Genomic DNA, 18,790 nt, shown 5'->3' on the forward strand with positions numbered 1-18,790 from the left:
TTTCGCGGTCCTCGCGGTCCTGCTTGGTCGCCTCCAGGATCTGCTCGTTGAACTCTTTGTCTTTGTCGAGGTTGTCTTTGACGCGTTGTTCGGCTTCTTCGTTGAGTTCCTCGACCGACTTGTGCTCATCCTCGGCCGTCTCGTCGGCCGCGGCGGCGCGCTCACTTTCGGCGGTGTTCTTGGCCCGGCTGCCTTCGTCGTCGTCCGCGGAGTCGTTCGCAGCGGACTCATCCGAGTCGTCCGGCTTCTTGGTGGCCTCCGAGCCCTCAGACTTGGCCTTGGCGGCCGGTGAATCTTCGTCGTCGGCGTACCTGGGGTTGCCGTCGTCGTCGAGCCATTCGTTGACAGCGGTGCCGGTGATGGTTTTGCCGGAACCGGGCATCACCAGCGTGGGCTTGTCCTCGTAGGCCGTCATCATCTCTTTGGCCTTTTCTTTGGCCCCTTCGTCCGGTTCGGGCTTCTCGCTCGCCTGCTGGACGCCGTTGGTGTTTTCGTCGGTCTTTTCGTCGGCCTGGGCAGTACTCACGGCACCGTCGTCGGTCTTGCTGGCGTCCTGACCAGCCGATTCGTCCTCGTGCGCGGTCATACCTGTGGCCCCCTTATGGAGTTGCTCTGCGACCCGACCCAGAGTGAGGGTTACCACATCGACGTCGCGCCGAAACTCCCGTTACACCGATTCCCGCTTGGCCAGCACCAGCGACGCGAGCGGAATCCGCATCGGTTCGGGTGCTTGGGCCAGGCGCTCGGCGACACCGGCCTCGAGTCGCTGCACAAAGTCCTCGCCGCGCGGGTCGTCGAACCCGCCGCTCAAGCCTGCCCGCAGCGTCGGAAATAACGCGGCCCGGGCAAAAGCGGCCCACTGCGCGCCGAAAGCCTCTGCGTCGGAATCACTTTGGAACCGGGCCCAGAAGCGGTCCTCGGCGTTGAACATCTCAAGATGCTCGATCGTCAGGCCCTCGAACCACCCGCGCGGCGCGAACGGGGCGCGGAAGTCCTTCTCGGTGCGGGCTACCACGGGAATCACCATGCGCCGCAGCTCCTCCCTGCGCACCATGCCGTGTTCGGTAAGTTCTTGCAGCGTCGCCATCAGGGCCTCGTTCAGCGGGCGGTAGCCGAACTCGCCGTCTTCATCCAGGGCCATGGTGAGCACCACCAACCTGCCCCCGGGACACAATTCGCGCCCCCGGAAGGCGACGAAGTCGTTCCAGTCCAGCGCCGACTGGTGCTCGTAGGCGCGCCGGGCCTCGGTGCTGCTGCTGAACGCGATCTGGACATGGTCGGCGACTTCCGGCGCGCCTTCGGGAATCCGGCTCAGCCATTGGACCGCCCACGACGACCACCCGAGATTGACCGTGCCGGTCGGCAGAATCTGCTGGTAGAAGGATCGGCCGATCGCGGAGGTGAAGCTGGCCGCGTCGTTGTTCAGGTAGCTGTCGGGGTCGTCGGACAACGTGTGGAACAGGGCGGTGAAGTCGTTGCCGGGCACATCGGTGTGCGCCACCAGGATCGCGTGGTCGTGGCGGGTGCGGGCCCGCAACGCCTCGACCGCGGTGGCCATCGGCTTCAGCGAATTGTGGCCGGTGGCCGCGCCGTAGTCGGCGATGACGACCGGCTGTGGGGGCTGGGGCAGCGGCACCTGCCTTGCCGCCTGCTCGAACAGTGCGACGGCCGGCAGCAGTCCGGCCGCCTGCAGACGCGACGACTGGCTGTACGTCGCCGAATCCATCGGTTCCGGCCGAACCACGACGCTTGATTCGGGCAGGCGGATCTTGGGCTGCGGCTCAGTCGGCTTCGGCTCAGTTCGGCGCGGGGTAGCTGACACCGGTGAGCCTTTCGGAGATTTCCCAAAGTCGTTTGCAGTCTTCGGCACTAGTGGCTCGCTTCGGCACCTTCGCCTCTTTGACACCGCCGCCGGCGGCCTCGGCGAATCCGCGCGGGCCGTAGAACGCGCCGCCCTCGGCGCCCGGGGTGACGGCCGCGTAGAGCGCCGGCAGGATGCCTTCGTCGATCTCCTGCCACAGGAACGGGGCGTACTTCCACGACGTCGTGTACAGCCGCTGCATCAGTGCCGGTTTGTCCCGGCCGTGCGATGGTCCGCTGATCTGCAGGTTGGTCTTGGTGAGCCCAGGGTGGGCCGCATTCGACACGATGTTCCAGCCGCCCTGGCGGCTGCGCCGGTCCAGTTCGCGGGCGAACATCAGCGTCGCCAACTTCGACTGTCCGTAGGCCGCCATCGAGGCGTAGGACTTCTCGAACTGCAGGTCGTCGAAATGGATACGACCGCGTCGGGCCGCGATACTGCTCAGTGACACCACGCGAGGGGACTGAGCGCCGCGCAGCAGCGGCAACACGTGCGCGGTGAGGGCGAAATGGCCGAGATGGTTGCTGCCGAACTGCAATTCGAAGCCGTCGGCGGTGGTGTCGCGCTCGGGCGGAGTCATGACACCGGCATTGTTGATCAGGATGTCAATAGGGCGGCCGTCGGCATTGAGTTGTGCGCCCAAGGTCTTGACGGAGGCCAGCGACGACAGGTCCAGCGGCTTGATGGTCAGGCGGGCGTCGGGCACCGATTTGCGGATCTCCGCGATGGCGGCCTCGCCCTTGTTCTGGTTGCGGATGGCCATCACGACATCAGCGCCGCCCGCTGCCAGGCGCTTGGCCAGACCGAAACCCAGGCCGCTGTTGGATCCGGTGACGACCGCCAGCTTGCCGGACAGATCGGGCACCGTGGCGACAAGATCATTGGCCATGTGAAGACTCCTTCTCCGGTTGCGTCGTCTGCGGTCGCAAACAGTGTCCCCTGTCGCTGCGGCGCGTGACACACTGCCTGGATGAATAGCAGACGGGTCGCCAAGATCTCGTTGATCCTGGCGATTGTGACGCTGGTTGTGGCGGTGGCCGGCTTCATCACCACGTTGGTGCTCAATGTGTTCTTCCTCGACGACTACGACGCCTACGGTGAGGTGCCCATACCGGGGAGCGGCAGTGTGCACCTGCCTGCCGGACAGGCCACCGTCAGCCTGCACACGCTGGTCATCGGGGGTACCGACGGCGGCCTACCGGTGCCCCCGCTGCGCATCTCGATCACCCCGCCCGACGGTGTGGCGCAGCCGGAGGTCACCGAAAGCATCGGCACCACAACGACAGTCAACAACGACGCGCATATCCGGGTGTGGAACGTCCAGGTGCCGGCAGACGGCACCTACAACGTCGTGACCGACGGTCAGGTCAACGGCTACATCAACCCGCGACTGGCGTTCGGGCATCAGAGTTCGTACGGCTACCTGGTCTGGGTGTTCGTGGCGCTGTTTGTCGTGGGGCTGGTCGACCTGACGCTGTCGATCATGTGGCTGGGGCGGGTGGCGCGCCGGCCGGTGCCCTCTGTGGGGGGCGCGGTTTCTTTCGCCGCGCCCGCGGTGGCCTACGAGCCGACCGGTGAGGGCGTGCGGGTGGAGCGGCTCAAAACGCTTGCTTCGCTGCGGGATTCGGGCGCTTTGACGGAAGAGGAGTTTCAGGAGGAGAAACGGCGGATCCTCTACGAGCAGTAGCCCCGGCTGCGTTGCCTCCCGGTGGGCCGAGCGCCCGCGTGTTGCCACCGACACGCCGCTGCGGGTGACATTTTGCGGTCGCTCGCGGCACCGAGCTTAGTGCCCGCGGGCGACCCACTCCTCGTAGTGCACGATCTCGTCGCCGATGGTGGTGCTGTCCCCGTGGCCGGTGTGCACGACGGTATCCCCGGGCAGCTTGCCCAGGCGCTCGGAGATCGACTGCAGGATCGTCGGGAAATCCGAATACGAACGGCCAGTGGCCCCCGGCCCGCCGGAGAACAGCGTGTCACCGCTGAACACCACGCCCAGGTCATGGACGTACCAGCACACCGATCCGGGGGAGTGCCCCGGGGTGTGGATGGCCCGCAACTCGGTACCGCCCACCTTCAGCGCCTCACCTTCGGAAATGGGCCGAAAGTCACTGTCCGGGTGCGTCATTCGCCACAACACCTCATCGGCGGGATGCAGCAGCACCGGCGCGTCGAGCGCCTCACCGAGCTCAGGTGCCACCGTCACGTGGTCGTTGTGTCCGTGCGTGCACACCACCGCAACCACATGACGCCCGTCGACGGCCTCGATGATCGGCGCCGCGTCGTGGGCCGCGTCGAACACCACGACGTTGGAGTTGTCGCCGACCAGCCAGATGTTGTTGTCGACTTCCCAACTGCCGCCGTCGAGTTCGAAGGTGCCGTGAGTGACCAGCCGGTCGATGACCACCATTAGAGGATCACCACCGAACGCAGTACCTCGCCGTCGTGCATCTTGTGAAAGGCCTCCTCGATCCCGTCTAGCCCGATTCGCTCGGAGACAAACTTCTCCAACGGCAGCCTGCCCTGCAGATACAGGTCGATCAGGGTGGGGAAGTCCCGCTCGGGCAGGCAGTCGCCGTACCAGGACGACTTCAGTGAGCCGCCGCGTGAGAAGAAGTCCACCAGTGGCATGTCCAGCCGCATGTCGGGAGTCGGCACCCCGACCAAGACCACCGTCCCGGCGAGGTCGCGGGCATAGAACGCCTGCTTCCAGGTCTCCGGCCGGCCGACGGCGTCCACCACGACGTCGACCCCGAAGCCCCCGGTGAGGTCCTGGATGGTCTCCACCACATCCGACTCGCGGGCGTTGATGGTGTGGGTGGCGCCGAAGTTGCGTGCCCAGTCCAACTTGGTGTTGTCGGTGTCCACGGCGATGATCTTGCGGGCCCCGACCAAGGCCGCGCCGGCGATGGCCGCGTCACCCACACCACCGCAGCCGATTACCGCGATGGTGTCGTCGCGGGTCAGCGCGCCGGTGTTGATGGCCGCGCCGAGGCCAGCCATGACCCCGCAGCCGAGCAGGCCCGCGACGGCGGGATCGGCTTCCGGATTGACCTTGGTGCACTGCCCGGCCGCGACCAGAGTCTTGTCGGCGAACGCCCCGATGCCCAGTGCGGGTGTGAGCTCGGTGCCGTCGGTCAACGTCATCTTCTGCTCGGCGTTGAAGGTGTCGAAGCAGTACTGCGGGCGGCCGCGCTTGCAGGCCCGGCACTGCCCGCATACCGCACGCCAGTTCAGGACCACGAAGTCGCCGGGCTGGACGTGGGTGACGCCGGGCCCGACCGCCTCGACCGTGCCGGCGGCCTCGTGCCCGAGCAGGAAGGGGTACTCGTCGTTGATCCCGCCCTCGCGGTAGGTCAGGTCGGTGTGGCATACGCCGCAGGCGGTGATGTCGACGACGGCCTCGCCCGGGCCGGGGTCGGGGACGACGATGTCGACCAACTCGACGGGTTGCCCTTTGCTCCGCGAAATGACGCCGCGCACTGTCTGACTCATGGCCTCCAAACTACGGTGTAGCGTCGCTTCGCATGACGGCACCCGAGACCGGCACCGAAACCGTCGAAGCCTTCACCGACCGCATGGTGTCGGCGATCGACAACGCCAGCCTGACGCTGCTCTTGAGTCTGGGGCATCAGACCGGGCTCCTGGAAACGATGGCCAACCTGGCGCCTTCCACTAGTGCGGAGATCGCCGAAGCCGCCGGGCTCGACGAGCGTTATGTGCGAGAGTGGCTCGGCGGCATGACAACCGGCCGCGTGGTCGACTACGACCCCGAGTCCGGGACTTACACCTTGCCCGCCCAGCGCGCCGCGGTGCTGACCAGCGCGGCCGGGCCGAACAACCTGGCGCTGGTCGCGCAGTTCGTGCCACTGCTCAGTGAGGTCGAGCAGAAAATCCTCGGCTGCTTCCGGGCCGGCGGAGGCCTGCCGTACAGCGAATATCCCCGCTTCCACACGCTGATGGCCCAACAGAGTGGTGTGGTGTTCGACGCCGGGCTCGTCGACGTGGTGCTGCCGCTGGTGGACGGACTCCCCGAGCGTCTTGGCGCAGGAGCCGACGTAGCCGACTTCGGTTGCGGCAGTGGGCATGCCGTGAATGTGATGGCTCAGGCGTACCCGGCCAGCCGGTTCACCGGCATCGACTTCTCCGAAGAGGCGATCACCACCGGCCGCGACGAGGCCGCCCGGCTCGGATTGAAGAACGTCACCTTCGAAAGCCACGATTTGCCCGCGCTGGACAAGGAGGCGGCCTACGACGTCATTGTCGTTTTCGACGCCATCCACGACCAGGCCCAACCGGCCCGCGTGCTGGAAAACATCCACCGCGCCCTGCGGTCGGGCGGGGTGTTTCTCATGGCAGACATCAAGGCATCGAGTCGGCTCGAAGAAAACGTCGGCGTGCCGATGAGCACCTACCTCTACACGGTGTCGCTGATGCATTGCATGACGGTGTCGCTGGCCCACGACGGTGCCGGGTTGGGGGCGGCGTGGGGGACGCAGTTGGCCACCTCAATGCTCGCCGAGGCCGGCTTCGACGACGTAGTGGTGGCCGAGGTCGAGTCGGACCCGATCAACAACTACTACATCGCGCGCAAGTAGATGACCGCTCTTGACGTCCTCGACGACTGGCCGGTCCCGAACGCCGCCGCCGCGGTAATCGGTTCGGACGGAGTGTTGGCCACCCACGGTGACACCGCCCGTGTTTTCGGGCTGGCCTCGGTCACCAAGCCAATCGTGGCGCGGGCGGCGCAGATTGCCGTCGAGGAGGGCGTCGTCGAACTCGACACCGAGGCGGGCCCGCCCGGGTCCACCATCCGCCATTTGCTCGCGCACGCCTCGGGACTGGCCATGCTCTCCGGCGACGTGCTGGCCCGCCCGGGAGCCCGCCGGATCTACTCGAACTACGGGTTCGCGGTATTGGCCCAGACCATCGAGCGCGAGTCGGGCATCGAGTTCGGCCGCTATCTCACCGAGGCCGTGTGCGAGCCGCTCGGCATGACGGCGACGCGGCTGGACGGCGGCGCCGAAACCGCTGGATATGGCGCTACCTCGACGGTCGACGACCTGGCCCGGTTCGCGGGTGACCTGCTGCGCCCGGGGACGGTCTCGGCGCAAATGCATGCCGACGCCACCACCGTGCAGTTCCCGGGCCTGGACGGGGTACTGCCCGGATACGGCTCGCAACGGCCCAACGACTGGGGGCTGGGGTTCGAGCTGCGCGATTCGAAGTCGCCGCACTGGACGGGCGCGGGCAACTCGGTGCGCACGTACGGACATTTCGGCCAGTCGGGCGGCTTCATCTGGGTGGATCCCGAGGTCGACCTGGCGTTGGTGGTGCTGACCGATCGTGACTTCGGCGAGTGGGCGCTGCAGCCGTGGCCGGCGCTTTCAGACGCGGTGCTACGCGCTCACGCGTGAAAGGAAAATGCACACTAGCGCAACACAGGCATCACAGGGCACAATAGACACGCACGGCACAAGAAAATATATCGCGCAGTATCTGCTTGATCCGGTTCACCAGGTCGTTGGGGAAGACGTCCCTCGTGAAACCGAAGGAGCAAGAAGATGCGTGCGTCGAATCAGTTCGCCGACGTGACGGCTGGTGTGGTGTACGTCCACGCCTCGCCCGCGGCGGTATGCCCGCATGTCGAGTGGGCGTTGTCGTCGACCTTGCAAGCCAAGGCGAATTTGGTGTGGACGCCACAGCCGGCCATGCCCGGGCAGTTGCGGGCGGTCACCAACTGGGTGGGGCCGGTCGGCACAGGCGCCCGCTTGGCGAACGCGTTGCGCTCCTGGTCGGTGCTGCGGTTCGAAGTCACCGAGGACCCCAGCCCCGGCGTCGACGGGCACCGGTTCAGCCACACTCCGCAGCTGGGGCTGTGGAGCGGGCCGATGAGCGCCAACGGCGACATCATGGTCGGCGAGATGCGGTTGCGGACGCTGATGGCTCAGGGCGCCGACACCCTTGCGGCCGAGATGGATTCGGTGCTGGGCACCGCGTGGGATGAGGCGCTCGAGCCCTACCGCGACGGCGGCGACGCCGGCGAGGTCACCTGGCTCAGCCGCGGAGTCGGCTAGCGGGGGTCCCGCGAGCAGACGCAAAATCGCCCTTGGAGCGCACGCTCCAGGGCGATTTCGCGTCTGCTCGGCGGGGTTAGGTGACCGGACCGGAAATGGGCTTGGCAGACACCGGCATGTCGACATTGCCCTGGCACGTCCCGCTGGCGATATCGGTGTGGAAGACGCCGGTCAGAATTCCGTATTGCCCTGGCGTGTAGACCGTTATCGATTTCGCCGGATCGTATTCGACCGTGCCGTCCGGCAGCAGGCAGTCCCATTTCCAGGTCATCTCGCGCACCCACTGCGACCCGTTCCACGTGAATTCGATTGTGCGCGGCATCGATTCATTCTTCGGTGGGGAAGGGTTTTCGACCGTGGCGACGCACACTCCCGCGGCACAGTTCGACGTGAACGACACCGTGGACCGGTGGGCGAACTCGGGCTGACCGGCCGCCACGCTGGTGCCGGACTTCGCGTTCGCCCCGAGCACCATGAGATATTCACCGCTCCAGGAAGCGACTTCGCCCGCATGCGCGGCGGGCGCCACCCACAACGGAACACCAAAAGCCGCAACGGCGGCCAATGCGGTCTTGCTCAATCCCGACATGCAGAACATGTCGCGCGGCGTGACCGGCGCGTTACATCTTGTCCGGCCGTAGCACCTGCAGCGCAGCTGGTACCGCCGAGATCTCCGCGGGCAGCGGGCAGGCGTAGTCGCCATCGGCGTACACGTTGATGCCGGGGCACTCGACTTCGACGGTCTTGGCGCGCGCGGTGGTCACCTCGTCGAGTCCCACGTGGGTGCCCTTGAGGGCGGTGGGGAAGAAACGGACCAGCTTCGTCCGCGATTCCGACCGCACCATCGTGAGGTCGAGCAGCCCGTCCGACCGGTCGGCGTTGGGGCAGATCAGCATCCCGCCCCCGTAGCTGCGGGTGTTGCCGAAAGCCGTCATGGTGAGGTCGGTTTCGATCACCTGCTGCCCGTCGAGCACCAGCCGGAACGGCAGCAACCGCAGTTGCGAGAGTTCGGCGAATATCGCGATGTAGTACCGCATCCGCCCGTGCGGCCAGCTCATCCGGTTGGCCCGGTCGGTGACCAGGGAGTCGAATCCTGTTGCCGCGACCGTGCCGAACCACTTGTCGACACCGTGCTGATCGCGGATCCGGCCCAGGTCGATGGTTTCCGTCCAGCCGTCCACCACGATGTCCGCCGCTGCTTCGGGATCCTTTGTGGGAATGCCGAATTCACGCGCATGGTCGTTGCCGGTGCCGGCCGGGATGATGCCCAGCGGCACATCGGTTTGAGCCAGCACCTGCAGGGCGTTGGAGATGACGCCGTCGCCGCCGGTGACGACGACCGCGTCGGTGCCCTTCTCCAATGCCGCGGCGACCAGAAAGCGAGCGTCCTCGGCGCCGTCGCCGATGATCTCGACGACTTCGATCCCGCGTTTGTGGAAGCGGGCGATCGCGCGTTGCGCCGCCTCGATCGCGGCGCCGTGTCCCGAGAGGGGATTGGTCAGCGCGGTGACCTTCGCGATCTCGCGCCGGCTCAGGACGGGAGACTGCTGTGAAGTCACGGAATCAGCTTGCCGGGGTTGAGAATTCCGGCTGGATCCAGTGTGGCCTTCGCCGCACGCAACACCTGGATACCGAGTTCACCGACCTCGTCGCGCATCCACGCCCGGTGGTCGGCGCCGACGGCGTGGTGGTGGGTGATGGTGCCGCCGGTGGCCATGATCGCGTCGCACGCCGCCTTTTTGGCTGCCCACCACTGCTCGATCGGATTACCGCGCTGCCCGGCGACCACGGTGAAGTACAGCGAGGCGCCGGTGGGGTAGACGTGCGACACGTGGCACATCACCAGCGCCGGGGTGCCCGACTCGGCCAGCGAAGTGGTCAGCGCTTCGGTGACGGCGGCCTTGAGGGCGGGGATGTTGGACCAGTCGGTGGCGGTCTCCAGCGTCTCGCACAGCGCGCCGGCTGCCAGCAGCGAGTCGCGCAGGTAGGGCGCGCTGAACCGGCCGTGCTCCCAGGTCTTGGCCGGGCCTTCGCCCAGCGAGGTGCCCCCGCTGGCTTCCAGCAGCGCCCGGGTCTCGGCGTGCCGGCTCTCGGCGTGCTCCTTGCTGCCCTCGAACAGCGTCAGGCCCAAACATCCTCCACTGCTTTGGTTTTCGCCGATCGTCTCGTGGGTGGCCAGGTTGACTCCGGTCTCCGCCTCATCGGAGAGGCGCACCACGGTGGGGCCGGTGCCGGTCTGGGTGATGGCGCGCAGGGCGGCGACTCCGGTCGCGAAGTCCGGAAATGACCATGCCTCGTATCGGGTCGTCTCGGGGACTGGGTGCACCCGCAACCGCACCTTGGTGATGACGCCCAGGGCGCCTTCCGATCCGATCGCGAGCTGGCGCAGATCGGGGCCGGCCGCCGACGCCGCCACCCGGCCCAAATCCCAGATGCCGACCGGGGTGACCATGCGCAGTCCCATGATCATGTCGTTGAACCGGCCGTAACCGGCGGAGTCCTGGCCGGACGAGCGGGTGGCCGCGAAACCGCCGATGGTGGCGTACTCGAAGCTCTGCGGGAAGTGCCCGAGCGAGAAGCCGTGCTCGCCCAGCAGGCGTTCGGCCTCGGGACCGGTGACGCCGCCGCCCAATTCGGCGATTCCGGACACCGTGTCGATCGAGTGCAATTCGTTGAGGCGGCGCAGATCCAGCGAGATCACGGCGCCGAACTGGCCGCGGGTGGGGTCCAGCCCGCCGGTGACATTGGTGCCGCCGCCAAACGGGACGACCGCGATGCCGTGGTCGGAGCAGTAGCGCAGGATCTCCAACACGGTGTCGTCATCACCGGGGAGCAGCACCGCGTCGGGCGCATCCTGGACGCCGCGGTCTTTGCGGCGCAGCATGTCGGGGGTGGACTTGCCACCGGCGCGCAGTAGGCGATCGCGGTCGGCGGTGCGGAAGAATTCGCTTCCGACGATCTTGGCGAGCCCGTCCTGGTCGTCCCGAGACAGGGCGCATTCACGCAGCTTCACTTCCTCGGGCCGCAGCTCGGTCTCGTCCGAATCTTGAAGGCCCACAACCTGCTTCAACAAGCCGCGGATTCCATCGGAGAGTGGCTTGGCCGCGGCGGGATCCCCCCACGCGTTCCATTTCATCGGCGGAAGGAGTTCCTCAAGGTGCGTCATGCGTTACAGTATTACACATGGTGTCAATGAGTAATGACCCAAATTTGGATACCGGGGATCGAATATTAGCTGCCGCGGCGAGCTGTGTGGTCGATTTCGGTGCCGACCGGGTGACTCTCGCCGAGATCGCCCGGCGTGCCGGAGTGAGCCGTCCGACGGTGTACCGCCGTTGGCCGGACACGCAGTCGATCATGTCGAACCTCTTGACCGACCACATCACCGAGGTGATGCGGGAGGTGCCGTTCGAAGGCAACGACCGGGAGGCCTTGGTCAAGCAAGTGGTGGCGGTCGCCGACCGGTTACGCCGCGACGAGCTGATCATGTCGGTGATGCATTCGGAGCTGGCCCGGGTGTACATCACCGAACGATTAGGTGTCAGCCAGCAATTCCTGATCGAGGGCCTGGCCCAGCGGCTGGCCGAGGCGCAGCGCGCCGGCAGCGTCCGGCCCGGTGACCCTCGTCAGTTCGCGACCATGATCCTGCTGATCGCGCAGTCCACCATCCAATCCGCCGACATCGTCAAGCCGATCCTCGACGACGAGGCCCTAGCCACCGAACTCGCCTACACACTGAACGGATACCTGTCCTGATGGAGAACCCGACCGCTCTCAATGCTGCTCGTCGTACCGCTGACCTCAATGCACTGGCCGACGGCGCCGAGCTGGACGTCGTCGTGATCGGCGGTGGGATCACCGGTGTCGGCATCGCTTTGGACGCCGCGTCCCGCGGGCTGCGCACGGCTCTGGTCGAAAAACACGACCTGGCGTTCGGCACCAGCCGGTGGAGCTCCAAGCTGGTGCACGGCGGGCTGCGCTATCTGGCCAGCGGCAACATCGGCATCGCCCGGCGCAGCGCCATCGAACGGGGAATCCTGATGTCGCGCAACGCCCCTCACCTGGTTCATGCGATGCCGCAGCTGGTTCCGCTGCTGCCGGCGATGAATCACTTCAACCGCGCCATGGTGCGAGTGGGTTTCCTGGCCGGGGACGCACTGCGGATCATGGCCGGAACGTCGTCGTCGACGCTGCCCCGGTCGCGCCGGATCTCGGCGAGCCGGGTGGTGGAGATGGCGCCGACGGTCCGGCGTGACGGTCTGGCGGGGGGCCTGCTCAACTACGACGGGCAATTGATCGACGACGCCCGGCTGGTGACGGCGGTGGCCCGCACCGCGGCCCAGCACGGCGCCCGCATCCTCACCTACGTCGCCGCGTCGCAGGCCACCGCCACCTCGGTGCGGCTGACCGACCAGCGGACCGGGGAGTCGTTCGAGGTAAAGGCCGGCGCGGTGATCAACGCGGCGGGGGTGTGGGGCGGTGACATCGACCCGGCGTTGAAGTTGCGTCCCAGCCGCGGAACACATTTGGTGTTCGACGCCGCGGCGTTCGGCAATCCCACTGCGGCACTGACCATTCCGATCCCGGGCGAGCTGAACCGGTTCGTGTTCGCCATGCCCGAGCAGCTCGGCCGGATATATCTCGGGCTGACCGACGAAGACGCGCCCGGTCCCATTCCGGATGTGCCTGAACCGTCGTCCGCGGAGATCGCTTTCCTGCTCGACACGGTCAACACCGCGTTGGGGACCACCGTCTCGTCGTCGGACGTGATCGGCTCCTACGCCGGTCTACGGCCGCTTATCGACACTGGCGAAGGGCGCACCGCCGATGTCTCGCGCGATCACGCCATCTTCGAGTCGCCGACCGGGGTGATCAGCGTGGTGGGCGGCAAGCTGACCGAATACCGTTACATGGCAGAGGATGTGCTCAACCGGGCGATCACGGTGCGGGCGCTGCGCGCCGGGGAATGCCGGACCCGTAATCTGCCACTGATCGGCGCCGCGGCCAATCCGGGACCCGCGGCAGGCCCCGGCAACGCGCCGGCGTCGCTGGTGGCGCGCTACGGCGCCGAGGCGGCCAATGTCGTTGCGGTGGCCACGTGCGAGCGGCCCACGGAGCCGGTGGCCGACGGGATCGACGTGACCAGAGCGGAGTTCGAGTACGCCGTGACCCACGAGGGTGCCCTGGACGTGGGTGACATCCTCGACCGGCGAACCCGCATCGGGCTGGTGCCGCGCGATCGCGACCAGGTCGTCACGGTTGCTGAGGAGTTCCTGGCCCTGCGCTGAGCAGACGCAAAGGCCCCCGTTTCCGGCCGGAAACGGGGGCTCTAGCGTCTGCTCGCGAGGGGAGGAGGCTCGCAAGGGGAGGCTCGCGAGGGGAAAGTTACAGCGGGATGTTCTTGTGGCGGCCGCGGCGGGCGGGCGCCTGGGCCAGCGCCTCGGTGAGCTTGCTGCGGGTGTGCGACGGGTCGATCTTTTCGTCCACCACACCGATGTCGATGGCGCTGTCCACACCACCGGCGATCCGCTCGTGCTCGGCGGCCAGCTCATCGTGCAGCGCCTCACGCTCGTGGTCGGGCGCTGCGGCGAGCTTGCGCTTGTGCAGGATGCCGACGGCGGCCTTGGCGCCCATTACCGCGACCTCGGCGTCCGGCCAGGCGAACACCTTCGTCGCGTTCAGCGAGCGGGAGTTCATCGCAATGTAGGCCCCGCCGTAGATCTTTCGCGTCACCAGGGTGACCCGCGGAACCGTGGCCTCGCCGAAGGCGTGCAGCAGTTTGGCGCCGCGTCGCACTACGCCGCCCCACTCCTGATCGACACCGGGCAGGTACCCAGGCACGTCGACGATGACCACCAGCGGGATGCCGAACGCGTCACACAGGCGTACGAAACGCGCTGCCTTCTCGGCACTTTCGGAGTTCAGGCAGCCACCGAGCCGCAGTGGGTTGTTGGCCAGCACACCGACCGTACGACCCGAAAGGCGGCCCAGCCCGACCACCATCGAGGGCGCCCACTTGGCCTGGAATTCTTCGAAAGGCGCTTCAGAGTCGAGCACCGCGTGGACGATCGGGTGCACGTCATAGGCCCGTCGCGACGACTCGGGCAGCAGCGCCCGGATGTCGGTGTCGCCGGCCTCTGCCTTGCTGCGGTCGAAATGTCCTTGCTGGCAGAACAATCCGACCAGCCGGCGACCACGCTCGTAGGCGTCCAGCTCGTCGTCGGCGACGATGTGGCACACCCCGGACTTCTTGTGGTGGGTTTCGGGCCCGCCCAGGGAAGCCATGTCGACGTCCTCGCCGGTGACGCTGCGGACCACGTCGGGCCCGGTGACGAAGACGCGGCTTTCCGGCGCCATCACGATGACGTCGGTCAGGGCCGGACCGTAGGCAGCGCCGCCGGCGGCGAACCCGACGACCACCGAGATCTGCGGGATGTAGCCGGACGCGCGAATCATGGCTTCGAAAGTGAGCCCGACGGCGTGCAGCGCCTTGACGCCTTCGGCCAACCGGGCACCACCGGAGTGCCAGATTCCCACGATCGGGCACTGCTCCTCGATGGCGGTGTCGTAGGCGTTGACGATGTGCGCGCAACCCTCGACGCCCATCGCCCCGCCCATCACGGTGCCGTCGGTGCAGAACGCAACGGTACGGACGCCGTTGACGGTGCCGGCCGCGGCAAGCACACCCGAGCGGTCCCGCTCGTGCAGCAGCTCGATGCTGCCGTCGTCGAGGAAGTTGCTCAGACGCAACAGCGGATCGCGGGGGTCGAGCGACTCGCCAACCGCCTCGGGGGCCATGATTGTCATCGCAGATCTCCTAGTTCGCCAATGTTGCTTACGGTTCTATCCCGTGATCCTTGGAGCTTCCTAGTAGCGCCCAAAGGCGATCGCCACGTTGTGACCGCCGAAGCCGAACGAGTTGTTGATCGCGTACTCGTAATTGCCGGATCGAGGCTTGCCGGCCACCACGTCAAGGTCGATCTCGGGGTCGAGGTTGACCAGGTTCAGTGTCGGCGGGATGACCTGATCCCGCAACGCGAGCACGGTCAGGATGGACTCCACTGCGCCGACCGCACCCACCGAGTGGCCGAGAGCAGCTTTCGGTGCGAACACCGCCGGCTTGTTGCTGCCGAGCGCGTTGTTGATGGCCCTGCCTTCGGCCACGTCGCCGACCTGAGTGCCGGTGGCGTGAGCGTTGACGTGACTGATGTCGCTCGGCTGCAGACCCGCAAGCTGAATCGCCCGCGAGATCGCGTGACCGGCCCGGATCCCGTTGGGGTCCGGCGCGACCATGTGGAAGCCGTCCGAGGTGATACTGGCGCCCATGATGCGGGCCAGAATGTTGGCACCGCGGGCCTTCGCGTGTTCCTCGGTCTCGATCACCATCAACGCGGCGGCCTCGCCGAACACGAAGCCGTCCCGGTCCTTGTCGAACGGACGACAGGCACCTTGTGGGTCATCGTTGTTGGTGGACATCACGATTCGCATGTTGGCGAACCCGGCGATCGGTACCGCTTCGATCTTCGTCTCGACACCACCGCAGATCGCGATGTCGGCCTCACCGAGCGCGACCTGCTGCCACGCGCGGGCGATGCCCTCGGCCCCGGAGGCGCACGCCGAGATCGGCGTCATCACACCGGCCTTGGCGTGACGCTCCAGGCCCACCGCCGCGGCCGCGCCGTTGGGCATGTACTTCTGCACCGTCAGCGGGGAGATGGCACGGAAACCGCGGACCCGCATCTCGTCGTAGCCGAACACGAGTTCTTCGGCCGAACCCAAGCCGGTGCCGATGGAGACCATCAACCGGTTGGTGTCGACCTCCGGTGAGCCGGCGTTCTCCCACACCCGGCGGCCCAGGATGGTGGACATCCGCTGCAGGTAACCCGTGCGGCGCAGCTCGATTCGCGTCAGTTGGCTGTCGAACTCCTCCAGCAGGTGCCCGCCGATCTTCACCGGCAGGTCGAACTCCTCGACGAAATCGTCCTCGAGAACCCGAATCCCGCTTTGCCCGTCGAGCAGACACTTCCATGTGTTCTCGGCGTCTGTTGCCAGTGCGGTCGTCATGGCAATGCCGGTAACGACAATATTCGGGAAAGCTTTCCCGGTAACCAGCTCTGTCATGGCTTGTGCCACGTTCCTTCCGTGCTTGATAACGCCACTCAGTAGCGCCCGAACGCGAGCGCTACGTTGTGGCCGCCGAACCCGAACGAGTTGTTGATCGCGTAGCGGTACTCGCCGTAGCGAGGCTCGCCTGCGACCACATCGAGGTCGATCTCCGGGTCCGGGGTCTCATAGTTCAACGTCGGTGGTATGACTCCGTCCCGAAGGGTCAGCACCGTAAGGGCCGATTCGAGAGCGCCGACGGCGCCGATCGAATGTCCGAGCGCCGATTTCGGCGCATAGACGGCGGCGTTTTCGCATCCGGCGACCCGGATCGCGTTGGCCTCGGCAGTGTCACCGATCGGTGTCGCGGTGCCGTGGGCGTTGACATGGTCGATGTCGCTGGGGGACAAGCCCGCCATCTCCATCGCCCGTCGCATCGCGCCGCCGGCACGGGTGCCGTCGGCTGCAGGTGCGACCATGTGGAAGGCGTCCGAGGTGATGCCGGCGCCCATCAGGCGGGCCAGCGGCTTGGCGCCACGGGCCTTGGCGTGCTCCTCGGTCTCGATGATCATCATTGCCCCGGCCTCGCCGAACACGAACCCGTCCCGGTCCTTGTCGAACGGCCGCGACGCCCGCTCGGGCTCGTCGTTGCGCGTTGACATGGCCCGCATCATCGAGAACGCCGCGATGGGCAGCGCTTCGATCGGTCCTTCGACGCCACCGCACACCGCGAAATCCGCGTCACCCATGACGATTTGACGCCATGCGTGGGCGATGGCTTCCGAACCCGACGAACAGGCCGACACCGGAGTGATGACGCCGGCGCGGGCACCGAGTTGCAGGCCAACCACCGCCGCGGCGCCGTTGGGCATGATCATCTGAACGGCCAGCGGCGACACCTTGCGGGGGCCGCCCTCGTTCATCAGGTCATAGCTCTCGACGATCCGCTCGGCACCGCCGAGACCGGTGCCGACCACGACGCTGAAGCGATCCGGATCGACCTCAGGGCTGCCGGCGGACTCCCACAACTGGCCGCTCAACCACTTGGCGAGCCGCTGGACATACGACATGCGTCGCATGTCCAGTCGGCCCATGTGGATGTCGACCGGTTCCTTGAGGTGACCGCCGATCTTGGCCGGCAGGTCCCATTTGGAGACGAAGTCGTCTTCGAGAGTGTGGATGCCGCTTTCGCCGGCCAACAAGCCCTTCCACGTGCTCTCGATGTCCGGCGCGAGGCATGTCGTCGCCGCGACGGCGGTTACCACAACGCTGGGGTAACCGCCATTAGCAGTGGAAGGCTTGGTCACTTGCTGTCTGCTTCCAGCCTCGCCTTGACGTTGGCAACGGCCTCGGGGTTGTCGGTCTCCAGCTTGGCGCGCAGCGCCTCGGCAGCCTCGGGGTTCTCTTCCTCGAGCTTCTGGATGTAGGCGACGACGTCACCGACGGTACGCAGACCAGCGAGGTCCTCGTCCGGGATCTTCACGCCGTACTTGTCCTCGGTCTGCACGGCGATCTCCACCATCGACAGCGAGTCGATGTCCAGGTCGTCGACGAACGACTTCTCCGGGGTGACCTCCGACGGCTCGATACCGGTGACCTCTTCGATGATCTCGGCGATACCGGCGATGATTTCTTCCTGACTGACGGCCACAGTTAGTTCCCTTCGTAATGTGTTGTGTGTAAACCGATTTGACGTGCTTAATGGGCTCTGGAGTAGAGCGGGCGGTTAGAGATTCGCCAACTCGTCCAGATCTGCGGGTGACTTGACGGCTCGCGTCGGAACCCCCCGAAGTTCGCGTTTGGCGATACCGGTGAGAGTGCCCGCGGGCGGGAACTCCACGATCGCCGTGACATTCTGCTCCCGCATGAATGCGGTGCACAGGTCCCAGCGCACCGGCCGGGTCAGCTGGGAAACCAGGGTCTTCATCGCGGCTTCCGCCGAAGCGACCGGCTTCCCGTCGTAGTTGGACAGCAGGGTGGCCGTGGGCTCGGCGGTCGCGATGCCGGCCGCCGCAGCGGCGTAGCCGTCCAGCGCCGGCGCCATGAACTCGGTGTGGAACGCTCCGGCCACCCCCAGCGCACGGACCCGGGCCTTGGCCGGCGGGTCCTCGGCAAGCTTCTCGAGCGCGGTCAGGCGACCGGCGGCCACGATCTGGCCGGCAGCGTTGCGGTTGGCGGGCACCAGGTCGAGCTGCTCGAGACGCGTCAGCACCTCAGACTCGTCTCCACCGAGCACCGCCGACATACCGGTGGGCTCGGCGGCACACGCCTTGGCCATCTCCGCGCCACGGGTGGCGGCGAGCATGACGGCGTCGTCGGCGGCCATCACCCCGGCGATCGCGTAGGCCGCGATCTCACCGACGGAGTGGCCCGCGATGACGAAGTCCTGGCCGGACAGCAGCCCTCGCCTGGTCAGCTCCTGGTGAGCGAGCAGCGTGGCGGCCACGATCAGGGGCTGGGCGATCGCGGTGTCGGTGATCTCCTCGGTCGAGGCCGTGGTGCCCAGCCGCGCCAAGTCCAGGCCACTGGCCGTCGACCATGCCGAAATCTGGTCTGCTGCGCCTGGCAGTTCCAGCCATGGCGACAGCATTCCCTCAGTCTGGGAGCCCTGTCCGGGCGCAAGCAAAGCGATCACGTGTCTAAGAGAACACTGTGAAGACGGATTTGCGGGGTGTAACAGATTATGAACCTCGTCTTAGGTTTTTGTATACATCCCACAAAATAGCTCCGTAAGCTACGTGTTTGAGATACA

At 66.6% G+C, this 18,790-nt stretch carries 18 protein-coding genes and 1 pseudogene; 6 read left to right on the forward strand and 13 right to left on the reverse strand.

Going from position 1 to position 18,790, the window contains the following annotated elements; genetic code table 11:
• Positions 1–148: 148 nt before the first annotated feature.
• The 3 genes and pseudogenes from AWC08_RS39775 to AWC08_RS28710 form a co-directional block, all read right to left on the reverse strand.
• A pseudogene (locus AWC08_RS39775) lies at positions 149–418 on the reverse strand (hypothetical protein); the annotation flags it as partial.
• Between the two features lie 249 nt (positions 419–667).
• Complete coding sequence (locus AWC08_RS28705; protein ID WP_065135987.1) at positions 668–1,726, reverse strand: class I SAM-dependent methyltransferase; 1,059 nt, start codon at positions 1,724–1,726, stop codon at positions 668–670.
• A gap of 70 nt (positions 1,727–1,796) precedes the next feature.
• Positions 1,797–2,750 carry an SDR family oxidoreductase gene (locus AWC08_RS28710; protein ID WP_069434201.1) on the reverse strand — a complete coding sequence of 318 codons (954 nt, stop codon included), beginning with the start codon at positions 2,748–2,750 and terminating at the stop codon, positions 1,797–1,799.
• Positions 2,751–2,831: 81 nt separating this feature from the next.
• Here AWC08_RS28710 and AWC08_RS28715 point away from each other — a divergent pair, with 81 nt between their 5' ends.
• Entirely contained in the window at positions 2,832–3,548 is a 717-nt protein-coding gene (locus tag AWC08_RS28715; RefSeq protein WP_069434202.1) for an SHOCT domain-containing protein, read from the forward strand.
• Between the two features lie 96 nt (positions 3,549–3,644).
• On the opposite strand, the gene AWC08_RS28720 is transcribed toward AWC08_RS28715, so the two are convergent.
• A complete protein-coding gene (locus AWC08_RS28720) occupies positions 3,645–4,268 on the reverse strand; it encodes an MBL fold metallo-hydrolase (RefSeq protein WP_065135990.1) in 624 nt (207 codons plus the stop codon).
• Entirely contained in the window at positions 4,268–5,353 is a 1,086-nt protein-coding gene (locus AWC08_RS28725) for an S-(hydroxymethyl)mycothiol dehydrogenase (RefSeq protein WP_065135991.1), read from the reverse strand. Before AWC08_RS28725 ends, AWC08_RS28720 begins: the two co-directional genes overlap by 1 nt.
• A 32-nt stretch (positions 5,354–5,385) precedes the next feature.
• On the opposite strand from AWC08_RS28725, the gene AWC08_RS28730 reads away from it, so the two are divergent.
• From AWC08_RS28730 to AWC08_RS28740, 3 genes are all read left to right on the forward strand, one after another.
• On the forward strand, positions 5,386–6,456 hold the full coding sequence (locus tag AWC08_RS28730) for a class I SAM-dependent methyltransferase (RefSeq protein WP_069434203.1): 1,071 nt from the start codon (positions 5,386–5,388) through the stop codon (positions 6,454–6,456).
• Complete coding sequence (locus tag AWC08_RS28735) at positions 6,457–7,275, forward strand: serine hydrolase domain-containing protein (protein WP_065135993.1); 819 nt, start codon at positions 6,457–6,459, stop codon at positions 7,273–7,275.
• Between the two features lie 147 nt (positions 7,276–7,422).
• Entirely contained in the window at positions 7,423–7,935 is a 513-nt protein-coding gene (locus AWC08_RS28740) for a DUF3145 domain-containing protein (RefSeq protein WP_055577186.1), read from the forward strand.
• A gap of 76 nt (positions 7,936–8,011) precedes the next feature.
• On the opposite strand, the gene AWC08_RS28745 is transcribed toward AWC08_RS28740, so the two are convergent.
• The 3 genes from AWC08_RS28745 to AWC08_RS28755 are packed head-to-tail and all read right to left on the reverse strand — an operon-like array spanning position 8,012 to position 11,071.
• A complete protein-coding gene (locus AWC08_RS28745; RefSeq protein WP_069434208.1) occupies positions 8,012–8,524 on the reverse strand; it encodes an Rv2253 family sensor-like surface protein in 513 nt (170 codons plus the stop codon).
• A 31-nt stretch (positions 8,525–8,555) separates the two neighbouring features.
• The gene (locus tag AWC08_RS28750; RefSeq protein ID WP_082986596.1) at positions 8,556–9,470 is read right to left on the reverse strand and encodes a diacylglycerol kinase; all 915 of its coding nucleotides are present in this window, start codon (positions 9,468–9,470) and stop codon (positions 8,556–8,558) included.
• A gap of 20 nt (positions 9,471–9,490) precedes the next feature.
• The gene (locus AWC08_RS28755; RefSeq protein ID WP_142283872.1) at positions 9,491–11,071 is read right to left on the reverse strand and encodes an FAD-binding oxidoreductase; all 1,581 of its coding nucleotides are present in this window, start codon (positions 11,069–11,071) and stop codon (positions 9,491–9,493) included.
• 47 nt (positions 11,072–11,118) lie between these two features.
• Between AWC08_RS28755 and AWC08_RS28760 the strand changes: the two genes are divergently transcribed.
• Both AWC08_RS28760 and AWC08_RS28765 read left to right on the forward strand, forming a co-directional pair.
• Entirely contained in the window at positions 11,119–11,691 is a 573-nt protein-coding gene (locus tag AWC08_RS28760) for a TetR/AcrR family transcriptional regulator (protein WP_065135996.1), read from the forward strand.
• Positions 11,691–13,223 (forward strand): glycerol-3-phosphate dehydrogenase/oxidase, encoded by a 1,533-nt coding sequence (locus tag AWC08_RS28765; protein WP_142283869.1) that lies wholly within the window; start codon positions 11,691–11,693, stop codon positions 13,221–13,223. Before AWC08_RS28760 ends, AWC08_RS28765 begins: the two co-directional genes overlap by 1 nt.
• A gap of 97 nt (positions 13,224–13,320) precedes the next feature.
• Here AWC08_RS28765 and AWC08_RS28770 read toward each other — a convergent pair whose 3' ends face one another.
• The 5 genes from AWC08_RS28770 to AWC08_RS28790 all read right to left on the reverse strand — a co-directional run bounded on the left by AWC08_RS28770 (position 13,321) and on the right by AWC08_RS28790 (position 18,673).
• Positions 13,321–14,742: an acyl-CoA carboxylase subunit beta gene (locus AWC08_RS28770; protein WP_065135998.1), complete on the reverse strand. Its 1,422-nt coding sequence runs from the start codon at positions 14,740–14,742 to the stop codon at positions 13,321–13,323.
• 60 nt (positions 14,743–14,802) lie between these two features.
• Positions 14,803–16,056 (reverse strand): 3-oxoacyl-ACP synthase KasB, encoded by a 1,254-nt coding sequence (kasB, locus tag AWC08_RS28775; protein ID WP_065135999.1) that lies wholly within the window; start codon positions 16,054–16,056, stop codon positions 14,803–14,805.
• A 38-nt stretch (positions 16,057–16,094) separates the two neighbouring features.
• Positions 16,095–17,345, reverse strand: coding sequence for a 3-oxoacyl-ACP synthase KasA (gene kasA / locus AWC08_RS28780; protein WP_065136000.1), 1,251 nt, complete (start codon positions 17,343–17,345; stop codon positions 16,095–16,097).
• Complete coding sequence (gene acpM, locus AWC08_RS28785) at positions 17,342–17,689, reverse strand: meromycolate extension acyl carrier protein AcpM (RefSeq protein ID WP_065136001.1); 348 nt, start codon at positions 17,687–17,689, stop codon at positions 17,342–17,344. Before acpM ends, kasA begins: the two co-directional genes overlap by 4 nt.
• Before the next feature lie 75 nt (positions 17,690–17,764).
• Entirely contained in the window at positions 17,765–18,673 is a 909-nt protein-coding gene (locus AWC08_RS28790) for an ACP S-malonyltransferase (RefSeq protein ID WP_069434205.1), read from the reverse strand.
• Positions 18,674–18,790: the final 117 nt, after the last annotated feature.

The sequence above is a fragment of the Mycobacterium gordonae genome, assembly GCF_002101675.1.
In the GTDB taxonomy this organism is placed as follows: Bacteria; Actinomycetota; Actinomycetes; order Mycobacteriales; family Mycobacteriaceae; genus Mycobacterium; species Mycobacterium gordonae.